The organism is Pedobacter kyonggii (genome assembly GCF_004310665.1).
GTDB classification, from domain to species: Bacteria; Bacteroidota; Bacteroidia; order Sphingobacteriales; family Sphingobacteriaceae; genus Pedobacter; species Pedobacter kyonggii.
Map to the genome: position 1 here is coordinate 48,544 of NZ_SIXF01000033.1, position 14,820 is coordinate 63,363.

General features: G+C 37.9%; 15 protein-coding genes. All 15 read right to left on the reverse strand.

The genetic code is table 11. From position 1 onward, the window contains the following. Positions 1 to 15: 15 nt before the first annotated feature. The 15 genes from EYS08_RS22010 to EYS08_RS22080 all read right to left on the reverse strand — a co-directional run bounded on the left by EYS08_RS22010 (position 16) and on the right by EYS08_RS22080 (position 14,494). Positions 16 to 1,401, reverse strand: coding sequence for a LutB/LldF family L-lactate oxidation iron-sulfur protein (locus EYS08_RS22010; protein ID WP_131032129.1), 1,386 nt, complete (start codon positions 1,399 to 1,401; stop codon positions 16 to 18). Between the two features lie 154 nt (positions 1,402 to 1,555). Continuing rightward, positions 1,556 to 3,190, reverse strand: coding sequence for a M28 family peptidase (locus EYS08_RS22015; protein ID WP_131032130.1), 1,635 nt, complete (start codon positions 3,188 to 3,190; stop codon positions 1,556 to 1,558). 27 nt (positions 3,191 to 3,217) lie between these two features. After that, complete coding sequence (gene rpiB / locus EYS08_RS22020) at positions 3,218 to 3,655, reverse strand: ribose 5-phosphate isomerase B (protein WP_057931793.1); 438 nt, start codon at positions 3,653 to 3,655, stop codon at positions 3,218 to 3,220. A gap of 45 nt (positions 3,656 to 3,700) precedes the next feature. Continuing rightward, on the reverse strand, positions 3,701 to 4,582 hold the full coding sequence (gene tatC, locus EYS08_RS22025) for a twin-arginine translocase subunit TatC (protein ID WP_131032131.1): 882 nt from the start codon (positions 4,580 to 4,582) through the stop codon (positions 3,701 to 3,703). A gap of 119 nt (positions 4,583 to 4,701) precedes the next feature. Continuing rightward, positions 4,702 to 5,895, reverse strand: coding sequence for an LVIVD repeat-containing protein (locus tag EYS08_RS22030; RefSeq protein ID WP_131032132.1), 1,194 nt, complete (start codon positions 5,893 to 5,895; stop codon positions 4,702 to 4,704). Positions 5,896 to 6,066: 171 nt separating this feature from the next. Next, on the reverse strand, positions 6,067 to 7,407 hold the full coding sequence (gene accC / locus EYS08_RS22035; RefSeq protein WP_029274147.1) for an acetyl-CoA carboxylase biotin carboxylase subunit: 1,341 nt from the start codon (positions 7,405 to 7,407) through the stop codon (positions 6,067 to 6,069). A gap of 98 nt (positions 7,408 to 7,505) precedes the next feature. Continuing rightward, positions 7,506 to 7,982 (reverse strand): acetyl-CoA carboxylase biotin carboxyl carrier protein, encoded by a 477-nt coding sequence (accB, locus tag EYS08_RS22040; protein WP_029274148.1) that lies wholly within the window; start codon positions 7,980 to 7,982, stop codon positions 7,506 to 7,508. A gap of 115 nt (positions 7,983 to 8,097) precedes the next feature. Beyond that, the gene (locus EYS08_RS22045) at positions 8,098 to 9,096 is read right to left on the reverse strand and encodes a beta-ketoacyl-ACP synthase III (protein WP_131032133.1); all 999 of its coding nucleotides are present in this window, start codon (positions 9,094 to 9,096) and stop codon (positions 8,098 to 8,100) included. 18 nt (positions 9,097 to 9,114) lie between these two features. Next, positions 9,115 to 10,053, reverse strand: coding sequence for a phosphate acyltransferase PlsX (plsX, locus tag EYS08_RS22050; protein WP_029274150.1), 939 nt, complete (start codon positions 10,051 to 10,053; stop codon positions 9,115 to 9,117). Positions 10,054 to 10,154: 101 nt separating this feature from the next. Beyond that, on the reverse strand, positions 10,155 to 10,346 hold the full coding sequence (gene rpmF, locus EYS08_RS22055; protein WP_025143959.1) for a 50S ribosomal protein L32: 192 nt from the start codon (positions 10,344 to 10,346) through the stop codon (positions 10,155 to 10,157). 15 nt (positions 10,347 to 10,361) lie between these two features. Next, entirely contained in the window at positions 10,362 to 10,892 is a 531-nt protein-coding gene (locus tag EYS08_RS22060; RefSeq protein ID WP_131032134.1) for a YceD family protein, read from the reverse strand. A gap of 169 nt (positions 10,893 to 11,061) precedes the next feature. Next, the gene (locus tag EYS08_RS22065) at positions 11,062 to 11,814 is read right to left on the reverse strand and encodes a hypothetical protein (protein ID WP_131032135.1); all 753 of its coding nucleotides are present in this window, start codon (positions 11,812 to 11,814) and stop codon (positions 11,062 to 11,064) included. A gap of 132 nt (positions 11,815 to 11,946) precedes the next feature. Continuing rightward, positions 11,947 to 12,789, reverse strand: a complete 843-nt coding sequence (locus EYS08_RS22070; RefSeq protein ID WP_131032136.1) for a sulfurtransferase — start codon at positions 12,787 to 12,789, stop codon at positions 11,947 to 11,949. Between the two features lies 1 nt (position 12,790). Beyond that, positions 12,791 to 13,306: a hypothetical protein gene (locus EYS08_RS22075; protein WP_131032137.1), complete on the reverse strand. Its 516-nt coding sequence runs from the start codon at positions 13,304 to 13,306 to the stop codon at positions 12,791 to 12,793. 12 nt (positions 13,307 to 13,318) lie between these two features. After that, positions 13,319 to 14,494, reverse strand: a complete 1,176-nt coding sequence (locus tag EYS08_RS22080; RefSeq protein WP_131032138.1) for an MFS transporter — start codon at positions 14,492 to 14,494, stop codon at positions 13,319 to 13,321. Between the last annotated feature and the right edge of the window lie 326 nt (positions 14,495 to 14,820).

Here is a 14,820-nt window from a genome sequence, read left to right on the forward strand (position 1 = left end):
CTAATGAGCCCTGATTTAAGACTCCTTATTTTTTTTCAATTCTTCCCATTGTTTAGCAAAAGATTTATCGGCAACTTTAGGCATCTCCCGGTATTTGCCCCAGCTCTTCTTGAAGAAGCTTTTGAGCATAAAGTTTTTAAACTTTCCACCAAAGAAATCCATCCATTTGCGTTTTTGCATCATTCTGCTGAACATGCTCCAGCCAATTTCTTCTTTTTTGCCATTTTCGTGCCCTGCAGCGGCATCTCTACGGTTAAGTAAGAGCATTTTGTGAATATCGATTTTTACCGGGCACACTTCCGAACATTTTCCGCAAAGGCTTGAGGCATAGCTTAAATGTTTAAACTCTTCCATGCCCTTTAAATGCGGGGTAATAACCGAACCGATTGGGCCACTATAGGTTGTATTATAAGTATGGCCACCAATATTTTTATAAACCGGGCAAGCATTTAAACAGGCACCACAACGGATGCAGTACAAACCCTGCCTTTGATCTTTTTGAGCCAATAAGTTGGTACGGCCATTGTCTAACAAGATTACATACATTTCCTCTGGTCCATCTGTTTCATTGGGTTGGCGTGGACCACTTAAAATGGTATTATAAACCGTTAAGTTTTGCCCCGTTCCATGCGATGCCAGTAGAGGCCAGAACAGATCAAGATCAGCCATAGAGGGAATCACCTTTTCGATACCTACTATAGCAATATGGATTTTAGGGAAAGTGGTGCTTAAACGTGCATTTCCTTCGTTCTCCGTTAGGGCAATACTTCCAGTATCGGCAATTAAAAAATTTCCGCCACTAATACCAATATCAGCTGTAAGGTATTTATCGCGGAGTAATTCTCTTGCTTTTTGTACCAGCTGTGGAGGAGTAGCATCGATAGGTGTATCAAATTTATCGTGAAATAACTGCGCGATATCTGTTGCGCTTAGGTGCATGGCCGGTGTAACAATATGGTACGGAGCCTGCCCAAGCAATTGAACAATATATTCGCCCAGATCACTTTCTAAAGATTCGATGTTGTTCTTTTCCAGGAAATCGTTTAAGTGGATTTCTTCGGTAGTCATCGATTTTGATTTGATAACCGTTTTGCCGTTGTTTCTTTTGATGATGTTGAGGATTTCCTGTTGGGCTTCTTCGGCATCATTGGCCCAGATTACCTTACCACCACGGCGTTGGAAATTTGATTCGAATTCTGGTAAGAATTTATCAAGGTTTTCCATCACACGCCATTTGATTACATGTGCCTTTTTTTTGGATGCCTCTAAATTTTCGAATTTTGATAAGCCCCGTTCAACGGCTGCATTGTATTTCCCAATATTATAATTTATGGTTTTACGATGCGGTAGATCGAAAGCTTTCTCGTCTGATTTCTCTAAAAATTCCTCGGCAATATTCATCAATAGTTATTTTGTAATAGGGTAACGAATATTAACTGATTTTAGTTTTTAGCCACTTCGTTATAACATCAAAGATAGGAATTTATGCAGGCGCGAAAAGGTATTGTGCATAAAAAAGCCCCGACATTTTATCGGGGCTAAGTATTTTGAATTATTATTTCTTTGGATTTCCTTTTCCGTCCATGTCTACTGCCGGGCGTTTTGCTCTGTTGGCAAGCTCCCATGCGGTATAGTAGGTTAGCTTAGCTCTTTTCGTTAAAAGCGGGAAATTAATTTTGCTTACTTCATCACCAGGTTTGTGGTAGTCTTGTTGTAACATGCCATCATAATAGAAGATAATTGGAATACCCAATTTAGCAAAGTTATAATGATCTGAACGGTAATAAATCTGCTCAGGATCTTTTGGATCATCGTATTTATAATCCAGTTTCATTTTGGTATAGGTTGCATTAACCTGCTCACTTAAGTTAGCCAAATCACTACTCAACATTCTTGAACCTACAGAGTAGATATAATTTGCCGAATCTGGCGTACCTAGATATTCTTCGCCAGTACGGCCAATCATATCGGTATTTAAATCAGCAATGGTATTTTCGATAGGGAAAACAGGGTGCTCCGAGTACCATTCAGAACCCCAAAGTCCTTTTTCTTCGCCAACAACAGTCATGAAAAGGATGCTGCGTTTAGCGCCTTTTCCAGCTTTTTTAGCATCTGTAAATGCTTTTGCCATTAATAAAACGCCTGTAGTTCCCGATCCATCATCATCTGCTCCGTTGTTCACTTTGTCTTTTGCATTTGGATCTGTTTCCAGTCCAATATGGTCATAGTGACCTGTAAGGATTAAAACTTCTTTTTTAAGTACCGGATCAGAACCTTCTAAATAACCCAGAACGTTCTCGCATCTAACTGGTGTTTCTGTTTTTGCAGCACTTGCAGAAAAAGGCACATTTAATACTTGTGAGGAAGGGGCCTGACTATCTACTATTTTCTTTTGCAGATCAGCCACGGTAGTGTTCGATGCCTTTAACAGCTCGTTTGCCAAAGCAACAGATATCGAAATGCGTGGAATATCGTTTTGCTTTTGAGCTTCGATAGCAGCATTGGTTTTCACCATTACCTTGCCTTTTTTAAGGGTTTCCTTAGTGTTTTCAGTTATTCTATCAACTGCTGGGTCGATCAGGATAATTGCTTTCACATTATTTTCTGCAAAATACTTTGCCCTTGCTTCAAGCGTAGCACGATAAGCTGCTCTATCAATTCTTGTACCCGGTTTTACGGTTGGATCGCCACCATTGAACATGATAACCACTTTCCCTTTAATATCGGTACCTGTAAAATCGTTATAGTTGTCTTTCTTTAAACCATAACCAATAAATACAAGTTCGTCGGCTGAGAAAGTAAAACCTTGATCGCTGATTAGGCTAGGAGATACTAAATAATCTTTCTGGTATTCTTTAGGCTGACCGTTAACCGTTAAATGGCTTTCTTTTAAGGTAACGTTAACCAAATCGATTTTTTGGAAATAACTACCATTTACAGGGGCTTTTAAGCCTAAAGATTTGAAATAATCGCGGATATAATCAGCAGCCATCCAAGCGCCTTTCGTTCCTGTTTCGCGACCTTCGTATTCATCAGAAGCCAATACAGAAAGGTGTTTGTAGGCATTTTCAGGATTAACGGCCTTGCTGAATTTTATTGCATCCTTATTTGGTATAAGGGGCTTTACCTGGCTAAAGCAACTTGCGGTAACAAATGATACTAAACCAAGGGTTAAAAACTTTTTGTTCATTATGATAATAGTTAGTTAAGTTTCTTGTTAGCACGAAATCTTTTCAACCCTGTTCTGGTGGCGCCCGCCCTCAAATTCAGTTGTTAAAAAGGTTGTGGTAATCTCTTTAGCCAGTTCTTCCGAAACAAATCTGGCAGGTATACACAAAACGTTTGCGTTATTGTGCTTGCGGACTAAAGAAGCAACTTCATTCTCCCAACATAAACCTGCTCTGATGTGCTGATGTTTGTTCGCGGTGATGGCTACACCGTTTGCCGATCCACAAAGTAAAATCCCGTAGGTAAATTCTCCATTTTCTACAGCAGCAGCAACCGGATGGGCGAAATCTGGATAATCAACAGAGTTTTCTGAGTAAGTGCCAAAATCTTTTACTTCATAATCCTGTAAAAAATCTTTTAATATTTCTTTGTATTCAAACCCAGCGTGATCCGCTCCAATAGCAATTTTAATTTTTGTATCAGACATTGTCAAATTTATAGAGAATTATAAAATCTATTCGTAATGTTTTTGTTAGTTAGCGTAAAAAGCAGCATCAGCCTTTTTCTTCTTTTTTTCTATATAGGCCGAAACAAAAATACTCAGCTCATAAAGTAAGAACAATGGCGTAGCTACAATTAGCATCGTCATAATATCAGGCGTTGGCGTAACTATAGCAGCAATAATTAGAATAATAACCGCGGCATACCTTCTGCTTGATCTCATTAGTTTTGGTGTCATCAACCCAAGTTTCGAAAGCACGAAAATAATAACCGGAAGTTCGAAGATAATCCCTGTGCCTAAAGTTAAAGTTGCAACAGATGATAGATACGAATCAACTGTGAATGTATTTTTGATTTCGGCACTAACGGTATAACCTGTTAAAAAGTTAACCGATAACGGACAAACTATAAAGTAGCCAAAAAAGATACCGACAACGAAAAGTACCGAAGCGAAGAACACGAAACCACTTGCCGATTTACGCTCATTTTCGTGTAATGCTGGTTTAATAAAACGCCAGATTTCCCACAACAAATACGGGAAACCAACCACAATACCACACATTACGCAAACATTTAACTGAAGGTTAAACTGACCGGCCATTTCGGTGTTAATAATCTCTCCATTAATTTTGGTGATACACATATCTGCACCAAGTGAAGGAAATTTTTCTACCAGTTTGCACATCATCCTGTAAGTCCAGAAATCGGGCTTTTTTGGGCCAAATATGATTTTGTCTAAAATGAATTCGTTGAAGTAAAAAGCAATACCGGTAAAAACGGCAATGGCAATTACGGCCCTGATTAAATGTTTACGGAGAACATCCAGGTGATCAAAAAAAGACATTTCTGCTTCTAATGTGGTGCTCTTTTGTCCGATAGCTTTTGTAAGTGAAGTTTTTTTAGTGTCGCTCATGTTGAAAACAAAAATACCATTCTATTTGAATAGAATGGTATTTACGTGTTAAATATAGAAATAGTTTATATTATTATGAGAAATGACTGCAAAAATAGAAAGAAGCTATAACAGTAGTTTTAACGGTGCCCTTTAATTATACTCAGTTGCTTTAAATTTGCAGCATTGTTATAATTAAATTGATATACACCATCTTCTCCTGTTACGATTAAAGATTTAGGGCCAGCAATAACATCAAAGCTTTTAATATTACTCAAATGCTGCAACATGTTGTCGCCTATTTTGGTTTTATCGGTAATATTGAAGCTCTTTATTCCATAATTGCCTTCGCAGAGAAACAAATTATTGCCACTGGTGCTTAGGCCGTGTGGGTTTTGCATAGGGTAAACTGCAATCTGTTTCGGCTTGGTGGGATCTTCTATATCTACAATTTCCAACTGATTGCTTGCTTGCCTGCACATATTGCCTGTGCGTAAGGTAACGTAAGCATATTTGCCTTGTACAACAACAGGGTCGCAGGCAAAAATATGGCTGTAAGTAGATAGTTGTACGGGATTAGCCGGATCGGTAGCACTAAAAATGTGCATACCCCTATTGGTACCTATAAATAATTTATTTTCGTATGGAAAGATGGTCTCGACACCCCAACCTAAAGGGATAGCCTTTAAAAAAGTTGGGTTCGATGCAGTCTTAACGTCAAACAGGCTTAAATTATTCATGCCAACAGTATACAAATAGTCATTCATTAAGGTAAATCTGGCCATCGAACCACCTTGCCCAGAAGAAGAGTTGTTGCTGTAAGCGGCGGCATCGTAATATTTCTTTTCCTTGTAAGTTTCTTTCTTTACCAGGGTATCTTTATAGGTGTAAAGATACTTTTGAGCACCTGGCAAATAGAACTGATTGAAAACATCGGTTACTCTCTTAACTTGTTTGATATTGCTGATATTTGAGATGTCAAAAGCCAGCAAATCGATAAAATTGTCGGCGTAAAGGATATTGTTGTGGATCGCTAAATCCACATTTCCCGGAATTTGTAGAAAACCCACGTTAACAGGAGCACCCGGATTAGCATTGTTGTAAATATGAATACCTTCATTTGGTTCATTAATAAAAAGATAATCGTTATAAATGTATATTTTTCCGGTTTTTTTGGCAGGAATAGCTTTTGTCATACCTACAGGTAAAGCCCTCATTTGCTGAACCGAAATCATTTTTACAATCTTTATCATTTCATACTCGTCTTTTTTGCATCCTGTAAATACAGCGAAAACAAGTAGGAGGAGTAGTGCGTTAATTAGATTTTTTTTCATAATTTGGAGTGTTTAAATATTAAACGTATGTGGTTAATTAAACGCTACACTGTTCGGTAAATATTAATTATCAGGTACTTATATCACGGTAACTGAAATCTAAAACAATAAAAAGGCTATCCAAATTATTTGAATAGCCTTCTTGTATTATTAAGTATAGAAATACTTTTATTATTCCGAAAATTCGAACGTTTCCATAAATTTCGTAGTGAAATTTCCTGCCCTGAAATTAGGATCTTTCATCAACTGCAGATGGAAAGGAATGGTTGTTTTTACACCTTCAATTACAAATTCGCCTAATGCACGTTCCATGGTACAGATTGCTTCTTCACGTGTTTGTGCCACACAGATTAATTTTGCAATCATTGAATCATAGTTGGAAGGAATTGAATATCCTGCATAAACATGTGTATCAACACGAACACCATGGCCACCCGGAGAGTGGAAATTGGTGATTCTTCCTGGTGATGGACGGAAATTATTTGCTGGATCTTCTGCATTGATACGGCACTCGATTGCGTGCATATCAGGGAAGTAGTTTTTACCCGAAATTGGAATTCCCGCAGCAACTTTAATCTGTTCTTTGATTAAATCGAAGTTGATTACTTCTTCCGTAACCGGATGCTCTACCTGGATACGGGTGTTCATTTCCATAAAGTAGAAGTTACGGTGTTTATCAACCAAAAATTCGATTGTACCAGCACCTTCGTAATTTACGGCCATTGCACCTTTAATAGCTGCTTCGCCCATTCTTACACGGAGTTCATCTGTCATAAAAGGAGAAGGAGATTCCTCTACCAGTTTCTGGTGACGGCGTTGGATTGAACAATCGCGTTCTGATAAGTGACAGGCTTTGCCAAACTGATCTCCGATAATCTGGATCTCGATGTGACGTGGATCTTCAATATATTTTTCTAAATATAAACCATCGTTACCAAAAGCTGCACCAGATTCCTGACGGGCACTATCCCATGCATTTTCGAAATCTTCGTCTTTCCAAACTACCCGCATGCCACGGCCACCACCACCGGCGGTTGCTTTTAGAATAACAGGGTAGCCCATTTCATTCGCAATTGCAATACCTTCTTTAACACTGGTAAGCAAACCTTCAGATCCTGGAATAGTTGGTACACCGGCAATTTTCATGGTTTCTTTGGCAGAGGCTTTATCGCCCATTCCATTGATCTGCTCTGGAGTTGCACCAATAAATTTGATGTTGTATTCGCGGCAGATGTTAGAAAACTTAGCATTTTCTGATAGGAAACCATAACCAGGGTGTATGGCATCGGCATTAGTTAATTCTGCAGCCGAGATAATATTTGGAATATTTAAATAAGAATCTTTACTAGGAGGGGGACCAATACAAACAGCCTCATCAGCAAAACGTACGTGTAAACTTTCGCGATCTGCGGTAGAGTAAACAGCAACCGTTTTGATGCCCATTTCCTTACAGGTACGGATAATACGCAAAGCGATTTCACCCCTGTTGGCAATTAGTATTTTTTTAAACATAATTTTTTTAATTGATGATTACACCGATTATATGATTACACCGATTTTAGTGGCCTCATCAATAATCTGTAAATCAAATTAATCTGTGAAATCAGCTTCTAAATAGGTTCTACTAAAAATAACGGTTGATCGTATTCTACCGGTGATGCATTATCAACCAAGATTTTAACGATACGGCCAGAAACTTCACTTTCGATTTCGTTGAAAAGCTTCATTGCCTCGATAATACAAACTACTTTACCAGTGCTAATTTCATCGCCAACATTAACAAACATTGGTTTGTCTGGACTAGCTGAACGGTAGAATGTACCAATCATTGGCGATTTAATAGTAATGTATTTTGAGGTGTCTTCTGCAGCCGGTACAGCAGGTGTTGCTGCATTTGGAGCAGTAGGAGCTGTAGCAACGGGGGCAGCAGCCTGTACAAGCGGAGCCTGTGGTACGGTAGCATGCACAACTGTTGGTGCTTGGTTTGTTTTGATCGTGATTTTGAAGTTTTCCTGCTCAATAGCAACTTCATTTACTCCAGAACGAGAAACAAATTTAATCAGTTCCTGTATTTGTTTGATATCCATTTTTTAGGCTAGTTATGTAAAAAATAGTGTTTATTGAATTAACTAAATTATACTTTTTTTGTTTTATTTTTTTAAAGCGAACCCCGACTTCGGACTCCCGACTAAAGACTTCTGACTAATTAGCGTCGTAAGCCCATTTAAGGTATACCGAACCCCAGGTAAAACCACCACCGAATGCAGCTAGAACGATGTTATCGCCTTTTTTTAACCTGCTTTCCCATTCCCATAAACATAAAGGAATTGTTCCGTTGGTTGTATTTCCGTAACGTTCGATATTGATCATTACTTTATCGGTGGTAACGCCCATGCGGTTTGCAGTAGCATCGATAATGCGTTTGTTGGCTTGGTGAGGTACTAACCATGCAACATCATCAGCAGTTAAGCTGTTGCGTTCCATAATTTCAGCAGCAACATCGGCCATATTGGTTACGGCGAATTTGAATACCGTTGGGCCTTCCTGGTGTGCAAAATGTAATCTTGCGTCAACAGTTTCGTGTGTTGCCGGCATAACCGAACCACCTGCTTTCATGCCTAAGAAATCTCTTCCAGAGCCATCTGTTCTCAGGATAGAATCCTGAATGCCGAAACCTTCCTCATTAGGCTCTAATAAAGCACAACCGCAACCATCACCAAAAATGATACAGGTTGTACGGTCTTCGTAATTGATGATTGACGACATTTTATCGCCGCCAACAACTAAAACTTTTTTATGTCTTCCAGACTCAATAAATGATGCGCCGGTAGAAAGCCCGAAAATAAAGCCCGAGCAAGCTGCCTGTAAATCGTAACCCCAGGCATTTGTAGCACCGATTTTATCAGCTAAAACGTTTGCTGTTGCGGGGAAAGTAAAATCTGGAGTAGTGGTGCAAAAGATAATCAGTTCAATTTCTTTTGCATCAATTCCCCTCTTTTTAAGTAACCCATTTACGGCATGAACAGCCATATCGGAAGTACCTAAACCTTCTCCCTTTAAAATTCTACGTTCTTTAATTCCCGTTCTGCTGGTAATCCATTCATCCGAAGTGTCAACAATGGTTTCTAACTCTGCGTTTGTAAGCACATAGTCGGGAACATAACCATTTACTGCTGTAATAGCAGCGTGAATTTTACTCATTTTAAGAATTTTAATAAATTATTTAAATGCCATTCTAATTTTTTCTACCAATCCTGTAGTGATCATTTCTCTGGATTGTAGAACCATATTTTTAACAGCCAGCGGACTTGAAATTCCATGTCCGATAACAACGGGAGCGTTAACGCCTAGAACCGGACTTCCACCATATTGTTCATAATTAAAACGATCGAAGAACTCATCTTTAAGTCCCTTTTTGATGGTAAGTACGTAAAACGATTCTGCTAATTTTAGCATTATATTTCCGGTAAAACCATCGCACACAATTACATCGGCTTTATCGTTAAATAAATCTCTTCCTTCCACATTGCCAACAAAGTTGAAGAGGTTGGTTTCTTTCATTAACGGGAAAGTAGCCATGCTTAGCATATTTCCTTTCTCATCTTCTTCGCCAATATTTATCAGGGCAACTTTCGGATCATTTATCTGCAAAAGATTTTCTGCATATAAACTGCCTAAAACACCAAACTGTAATAAAATATCCGGTTTGCAGTCTGCATTAGCACCTACATCTAACAGTAAGCCAGTGCCGCCTTTAATTTTTGGAAGAATTGTACATAAACAAGGGCGGATAATGCCCGGAATGGTTTTAACGCTAAAAACTGCGCCAACCAACATGGCTCCAGAGTTACCAGCACTTGCGAAAGAATCGATTTTGCCTTCTTTTAAAAGGTTAAAACCAACTGCTATGCTCGAATTTGGTTTCTGAACGATTGCTTTGGTGGGATGTTCGCCCATACCAATTACTTCATCAGTATGAACGTATTCAAAATGATCTGGATTAAAACCTTCTTCTGCAAGAATGGGTTTAATCTGTTCGGTATCGCCAATAAGAACTAAATGCTCTCCAGCGTTAAGCGATTGATGAGCAGCTATTGCTCCCAAAACAATTGCTTTGGGAGCATAGTCTCCGCCCATTATGTCGAGGCCTATTTTCATAGAAAAAATCTGTTTGTGTTAAGTCAGGTGTAATCCTGAATTTTTCAGTTGACTAAGGTATGACTAAAGCCGCTGAAAACACAAACAATTTTTTAAGAAAATTACCCTATCTGAGTATTTTCGATAACCAGTTTGCCGTTGTAGTATAAGTTACCATCAACGTTGTAAGCACGGTGAGGTACGTGAATAGCACCTGTTGCCGAGCATGTTGCTAAAGAAGGAGTAACCGCTTTATAGTGTGTTCTTCTTTTATTTTTTCTCTGTTTCGAGATTTTCCGTTTTGGATGTGCCATTGGTGTATAATCTAATTATTTTTTTAACTTATTAAGGGCTTCCCAACGTGGGTCGCTTGTTTGTTCATTTTCTTGAGCCTGCTTCTCGATCGATAATTGATTTAAACGGTCAATCATCTCTTGATCGCAATCTTTACCTGCCTGCTCGCAGTTTTTGATATAAGGTACCGCTACGTTAATCATTTCGTATAAAGGACCAGATATATCAATCTCGGTATCTTTACGGCTTAGCGAAATAATTTCTTCATCATCGCTCTCCAGTTCATCTTCAGCAAACTTTACAATCTGCCTTTCATAAAGATTTACAGGCAACGAAAACTCAGATAAACATTTATCGCAATCTAAATTAACTATACCAATAACTTTGAATTTTAGAAGCAACATGGTCTCTTGTTTCTCAAGTTCCAGGTCTACTTTTAAATTTCCGCTTTTAATTAACGAATACTCAAATTCATTAAAAAAGCGGTCATCAAGCTCATAATCAAACTGATGAGTTCCCAATTTTAATCCGGTAAACGGTAATGAAAATTGTTTTAGTGGGTTCAAAGTACTGTAAAATTTTAGCCTGCAAATGTAGGGATAAAATAATTAGATTAAAAATGTTTTTTTAAAAATTGTTGATGTTAATCGGACAGGTTTTCAGAATGTTAATTGAAATACTAATTTTTTGAAAATCAGTTTCATTGGGTTTAATTGGTTACCCAACCTCAAATAGTTATTTGAGGCTAATGTTCTCGACCAGGTATTTTGTTTCAAAACCATCTACTTTGCTCATTTTTTCGGTGATTTCGAGTGGATAATATTTTGAAAGTATTTGTTGACTTCTAATGATAGAATGAAAAGGAGCAATTATTTTGTCTGTTACCCATAGCTCTCTTTCCATTATCATATCAGGCATTTGAAATTCCGTACCATCAAATTTTTCCCGATACAAATAAGTTACTTTAAAGCAATTGTAGCCCTTTATGAGTTTATTTTCGGTTTTGTATTCTTTTAAGGAAATTATTTCTTCGCTTTCAAAATAGTCCTCAATTTCTTCTGAATTATAGCTGTTATAAACTAGATTGTCAGCATAGTTAAAATTAAATCTTTCTCTTTTGTTGCTTTGATCCTCTATTACAAAATTGACTATTTTATCTTTTTGAAATTCATCGATGTGTGTTTCTAATGTCTCTGTTTTGAAAACTTCCTGAAACATTAAATTTTCAAAAGGTTCTGTAGCGGCATTAATACCTGAAGTATCTTCGCCAAATTTTATTTTCGATGTTATTAGCTGGCTCTTTAAAGAATCAATCATATTCTTTGCGAATATCGACGACGTTTTATTGAATGCAGTTGTATCAATAATTTTCGATTGTTTAGTGTACGTAACAATGCCTAGTTTTTGTTTGGAAGGTATATTTTGAGCTGCAACCTTGTTTATTATGATTAAGCTTGTAAATATGAGAAGTAATCTAGATGTTTTCATGTAAGCGTTATATGATTAAGATATCTCTAAAATCGGGATTTGTAATTCCGATTTTAGAATGTTTTTAGTTCTTTGGTGGATTGTAAATCCACCGTCCATTGAGTCGAGATTGCAAATCTTGACCAACAAAAATTACTGATCAGCCAAAACCATTTCCTTGTTATTCCTGCTCCATTCGCTCCAGGAACCAACATAAAGCTTAGGAATGGGTAAACCTGCATAATCCATAGCCAGTAGCGTATGGCAGGCGGTAATGCCCGAGCCACAATGTACAATTACGTTTTCGGGTTTAACGTGGGCCAAAGCTTCAGCATATTTTTCTTTCAATATTTCGGGCGCAAGGAAAGCACCTGTAGCATCTAAATTTTTGGTATAAGGAATATTTGCCGCACCAGGGATATGGCCTGCAATTAAATCGATAGGTTCGGTGAGGCCTGCAAAACGGTTGGCATCGCGCACGTCAATCACAATGTAATCGTCGGTTTTGGCAACTTTTTCTACCTCATTGATATCTGATAACGGTAAGTTCCATGCTGTGATTTCGTATTTTTCGACAGATTTTGGGATTTCTACTTTATCTGTAGTCGGGAAGCCTGCTTTAATGGCCGTCTGGAGGCCTCCATCAATTACCTGTATTTTTTCATGACCGATGGCTTTTAGCATCCACCAGAGCCTCGCAGCTGCGTTACCGCCGTTTTTATCATCATAAATAATTACATGACTGTCTTTTGTGATACCAAGCCGCCGTAGAACGGCCGAAAACTGCTCGAAAGTAGGCAAAGGATGCCTTCCGCCAATGGCAAAATCGCCGATATTGGCTAAATCGCTATTTACATCTACAAAAAGTGCTCCGGCCAAATGCTGTTCATCATATCTGGCTTTTGAGCCAGCGCTCGCATCGATAATTACGATTTCATCGTCTTGGTTTAACCAGGTTAATTCTGCTGGTTTTATAATTGGAGAAAGAGGCTTCATATTATATTTTCTGTTTTTTTAATATCTTTTTTATCTGATCTTCTTCTGATTGGTCAGATAGCATGGTTCCGCTACATTGATCCGTCCAATAGGTATTGATGTCTTTTGATTTTCTTTCAAATTTGTTTGACATAAATGTCGTATCGTGGTTGGTTGCATATACAATATATTCATCGCCGATTTGAAAGTTAAAACCACAACTTGCGCTCATTTTCGGTGTGATCATTGTTATAATATCTGATGAAATTTTTCCTTTGTAAAGCTTGTTTACTTTGATTTTTACCACTGCCATTAAAACCCTATGAGCCATTACATAATGAATGTTTGTGGTATCGCTGGTTTTTATTGTGCTTATATCAGAAAGGTTATGTGTTAAAATTTTTGAAATAACTGTACCCTTCATTACAATCTGCGCACCGTTAATAGCCTCTTTTGTTGTTATTTCATAGCATGTGCAAGCAAATGCCTGTATATTTATTAGGCATAATAAGGCAATTAACAATTGAAATTTCTTCATTTAATACTATAATTAGGCTTTTTTTAGCAATGCCCAAATTCCCAAAATAGGGCCAATGGCCAGTAGCATATAAAGATAATGGGAATTTATCTCTTTAGCCAAAAGATTAATCACTTGGATGCTAATAATCGTAATGGCAAAGCCGATACAGTTTACCAGTGTTAACGAAGTTCCACGCAAGCTTTGGGGCGCATGTTTGGCAATTAAAGAAGAAAACAAGGGTGAATCGGCCGTGCCAGACAAGCCCCAGCAGAATAAAAATATAAGAAAAGGATATACCGAGCCGCTGAAAAGAAAAAGAGGGGAGAGCAGACAGCATAAGCCCGAAATGGAAAGGGCAATGGTGGCAATCCGTTTTGCACCAAATTTTTGTGACAGCAAACCACCAATCATGCAAGATAGACCTCCTGATGCGATAATTAAGAACGAAAACAGCGGTATATTTAAAGTTGCATGTGCATGTTTAGTGTTGTAAAGCAGCAACATGCCGGGTAAAAAAGCCCAAAAGGTATAAAGTTCCCACATGTGCCCGAAATAGCCAAAAGCAGCAGATCGAAAATCAGGATTTTTAAAGCCATTAAAACAAGAACGGAAATCGAATTTCTGTCCGGCAGTTCTAAATGGACCGTTTGGCACAAACCATAAAATAGCAATTGCACCAATTAGAGATAAACCCGAAGTAGCAAAGATTACATATTGCCAAGCAAAATTTGCTGTAAATGTTTTTAATAGATGAGGAAAGGCAGTACCCAAAACCAAAGCGCCAACTAAAAACCCTAACGATTTTCCTAGTCCGTCTTTAAAGTAATCGGATGCTATTTTCATGCCGACAGGGTAAATTCCAGCTAACATAAAACCTGTTAAAAAGCGAAAAAGCAGCAATAAATGAACATTCGGTAGTTCTAAACAGATACCCATATTAAACAAAGCAGCTGCAATTCCGCAAATAAAGAACACTTTCGAGGGTGAAAAAATATCGGAAACGGCAAAGAAAGCAAAAACTAATGTTCCGCTGATGAAACCAAACTGTACCATGCTGGTGAGGTTGGCCAGCAGGTTTGTCTCAGTTGGAAAGCTTTTAACAAGATCAGGTAATACCGCATTGCCAGCAAACCACAAGGATGTACAGAGAAACTGCGCAATAACAATTGTGGGGAGAATGTAATTGGGTTTTTTAGTGCTGTTCATTTTTAGTTTGATGCACAATTTTACCTAAAATAAACCTCCTATGAATAAAACCCTTTTTCAAGTGGCTTTGGAAGCTTTTTCTTTTTTTATGGGCAAAAGAAGTTGCCTGTCCTGAGAATTTGCGGTTTCTATTTAGTTAAATTAACGCCTCTCAGAAGCTTTTTTTTATAAAAGTATAAAAACTTAGCTATATCCTCCTATTAGCGGTCGTTAAATTTGCCGCAAGTATTTATTAATAAACAGTTTAAAAGATAGCCGCACACTGATTAAAGCAGGTTTTCCCAAGCAAGGTTTAGAAAGCAGTCTATCATATCTTTATAGCTAGT

Excerpts from the sequence above, each read along its gene's own strand:
- EYS08_RS22010 (WP_131032129.1), bottom strand. The coding sequence starts at position 1,401 with ATGAATATTGCCGAGGAATTTTTAGAGAAATCAGACGAGAAAGCTTTC.
- EYS08_RS22015 (WP_131032130.1), bottom strand. The coding sequence starts at position 3,190 with ATGAACAAAAAGTTTTTAACCCTTGGTTTAGTATCATTTGTTACCGCA.
- rpiB (WP_057931793.1), bottom strand. The coding sequence starts at position 3,655 with ATGTCTGATACAAAAATTAAAATTGCTATTGGAGCGGATCACGCTGGG.
- tatC (WP_131032131.1), bottom strand. The coding sequence starts at position 4,582 with ATGAGCGACACTAAAAAAACTTCACTTACAAAAGCTATCGGACAAAAG.
- EYS08_RS22030 (WP_131032132.1), bottom strand. The coding sequence starts at position 5,895 with ATGAAAAAAAATCTAATTAACGCACTACTCCTCCTACTTGTTTTCGCT.
- accC (WP_029274147.1), bottom strand. The coding sequence starts at position 7,407 with ATGTTTAAAAAAATACTAATTGCCAACAGGGGTGAAATCGCTTTGCGT.
- accB (WP_029274148.1), bottom strand. The coding sequence starts at position 7,982 with ATGGATATCAAACAAATACAGGAACTGATTAAATTTGTTTCTCGTTCT.
- EYS08_RS22045 (WP_131032133.1), bottom strand. The coding sequence starts at position 9,096 with ATGAGTAAAATTCACGCTGCTATTACAGCAGTAAATGGTTATGTTCCC.
- plsX (WP_029274150.1), bottom strand. The coding sequence starts at position 10,053 with ATGAAAATAGGCCTCGACATAATGGGCGGAGACTATGCTCCCAAAGCA.
- rpmF (WP_025143959.1), bottom strand. The coding sequence starts at position 10,346 with ATGGCACATCCAAAACGGAAAATCTCGAAACAGAGAAAAAATAAAAGA.
- EYS08_RS22065 (WP_131032135.1), bottom strand. The coding sequence starts at position 11,814 with ATGAAAACATCTAGATTACTTCTCATATTTACAAGCTTAATCATAATA.
- EYS08_RS22070 (WP_131032136.1), bottom strand. The coding sequence starts at position 12,789 with ATGAAGCCTCTTTCTCCAATTATAAAACCAGCAGAATTAACCTGGTTA.
- EYS08_RS22075 (WP_131032137.1), bottom strand. The coding sequence starts at position 13,306 with ATGAAGAAATTTCAATTGTTAATTGCCTTATTATGCCTAATAAATATA.
- EYS08_RS22080 (WP_131032138.1), bottom strand. The coding sequence starts at position 14,494 with ATGAACAGCACTAAAAAACCCAATTACATTCTCCCCACAATTGTTATT.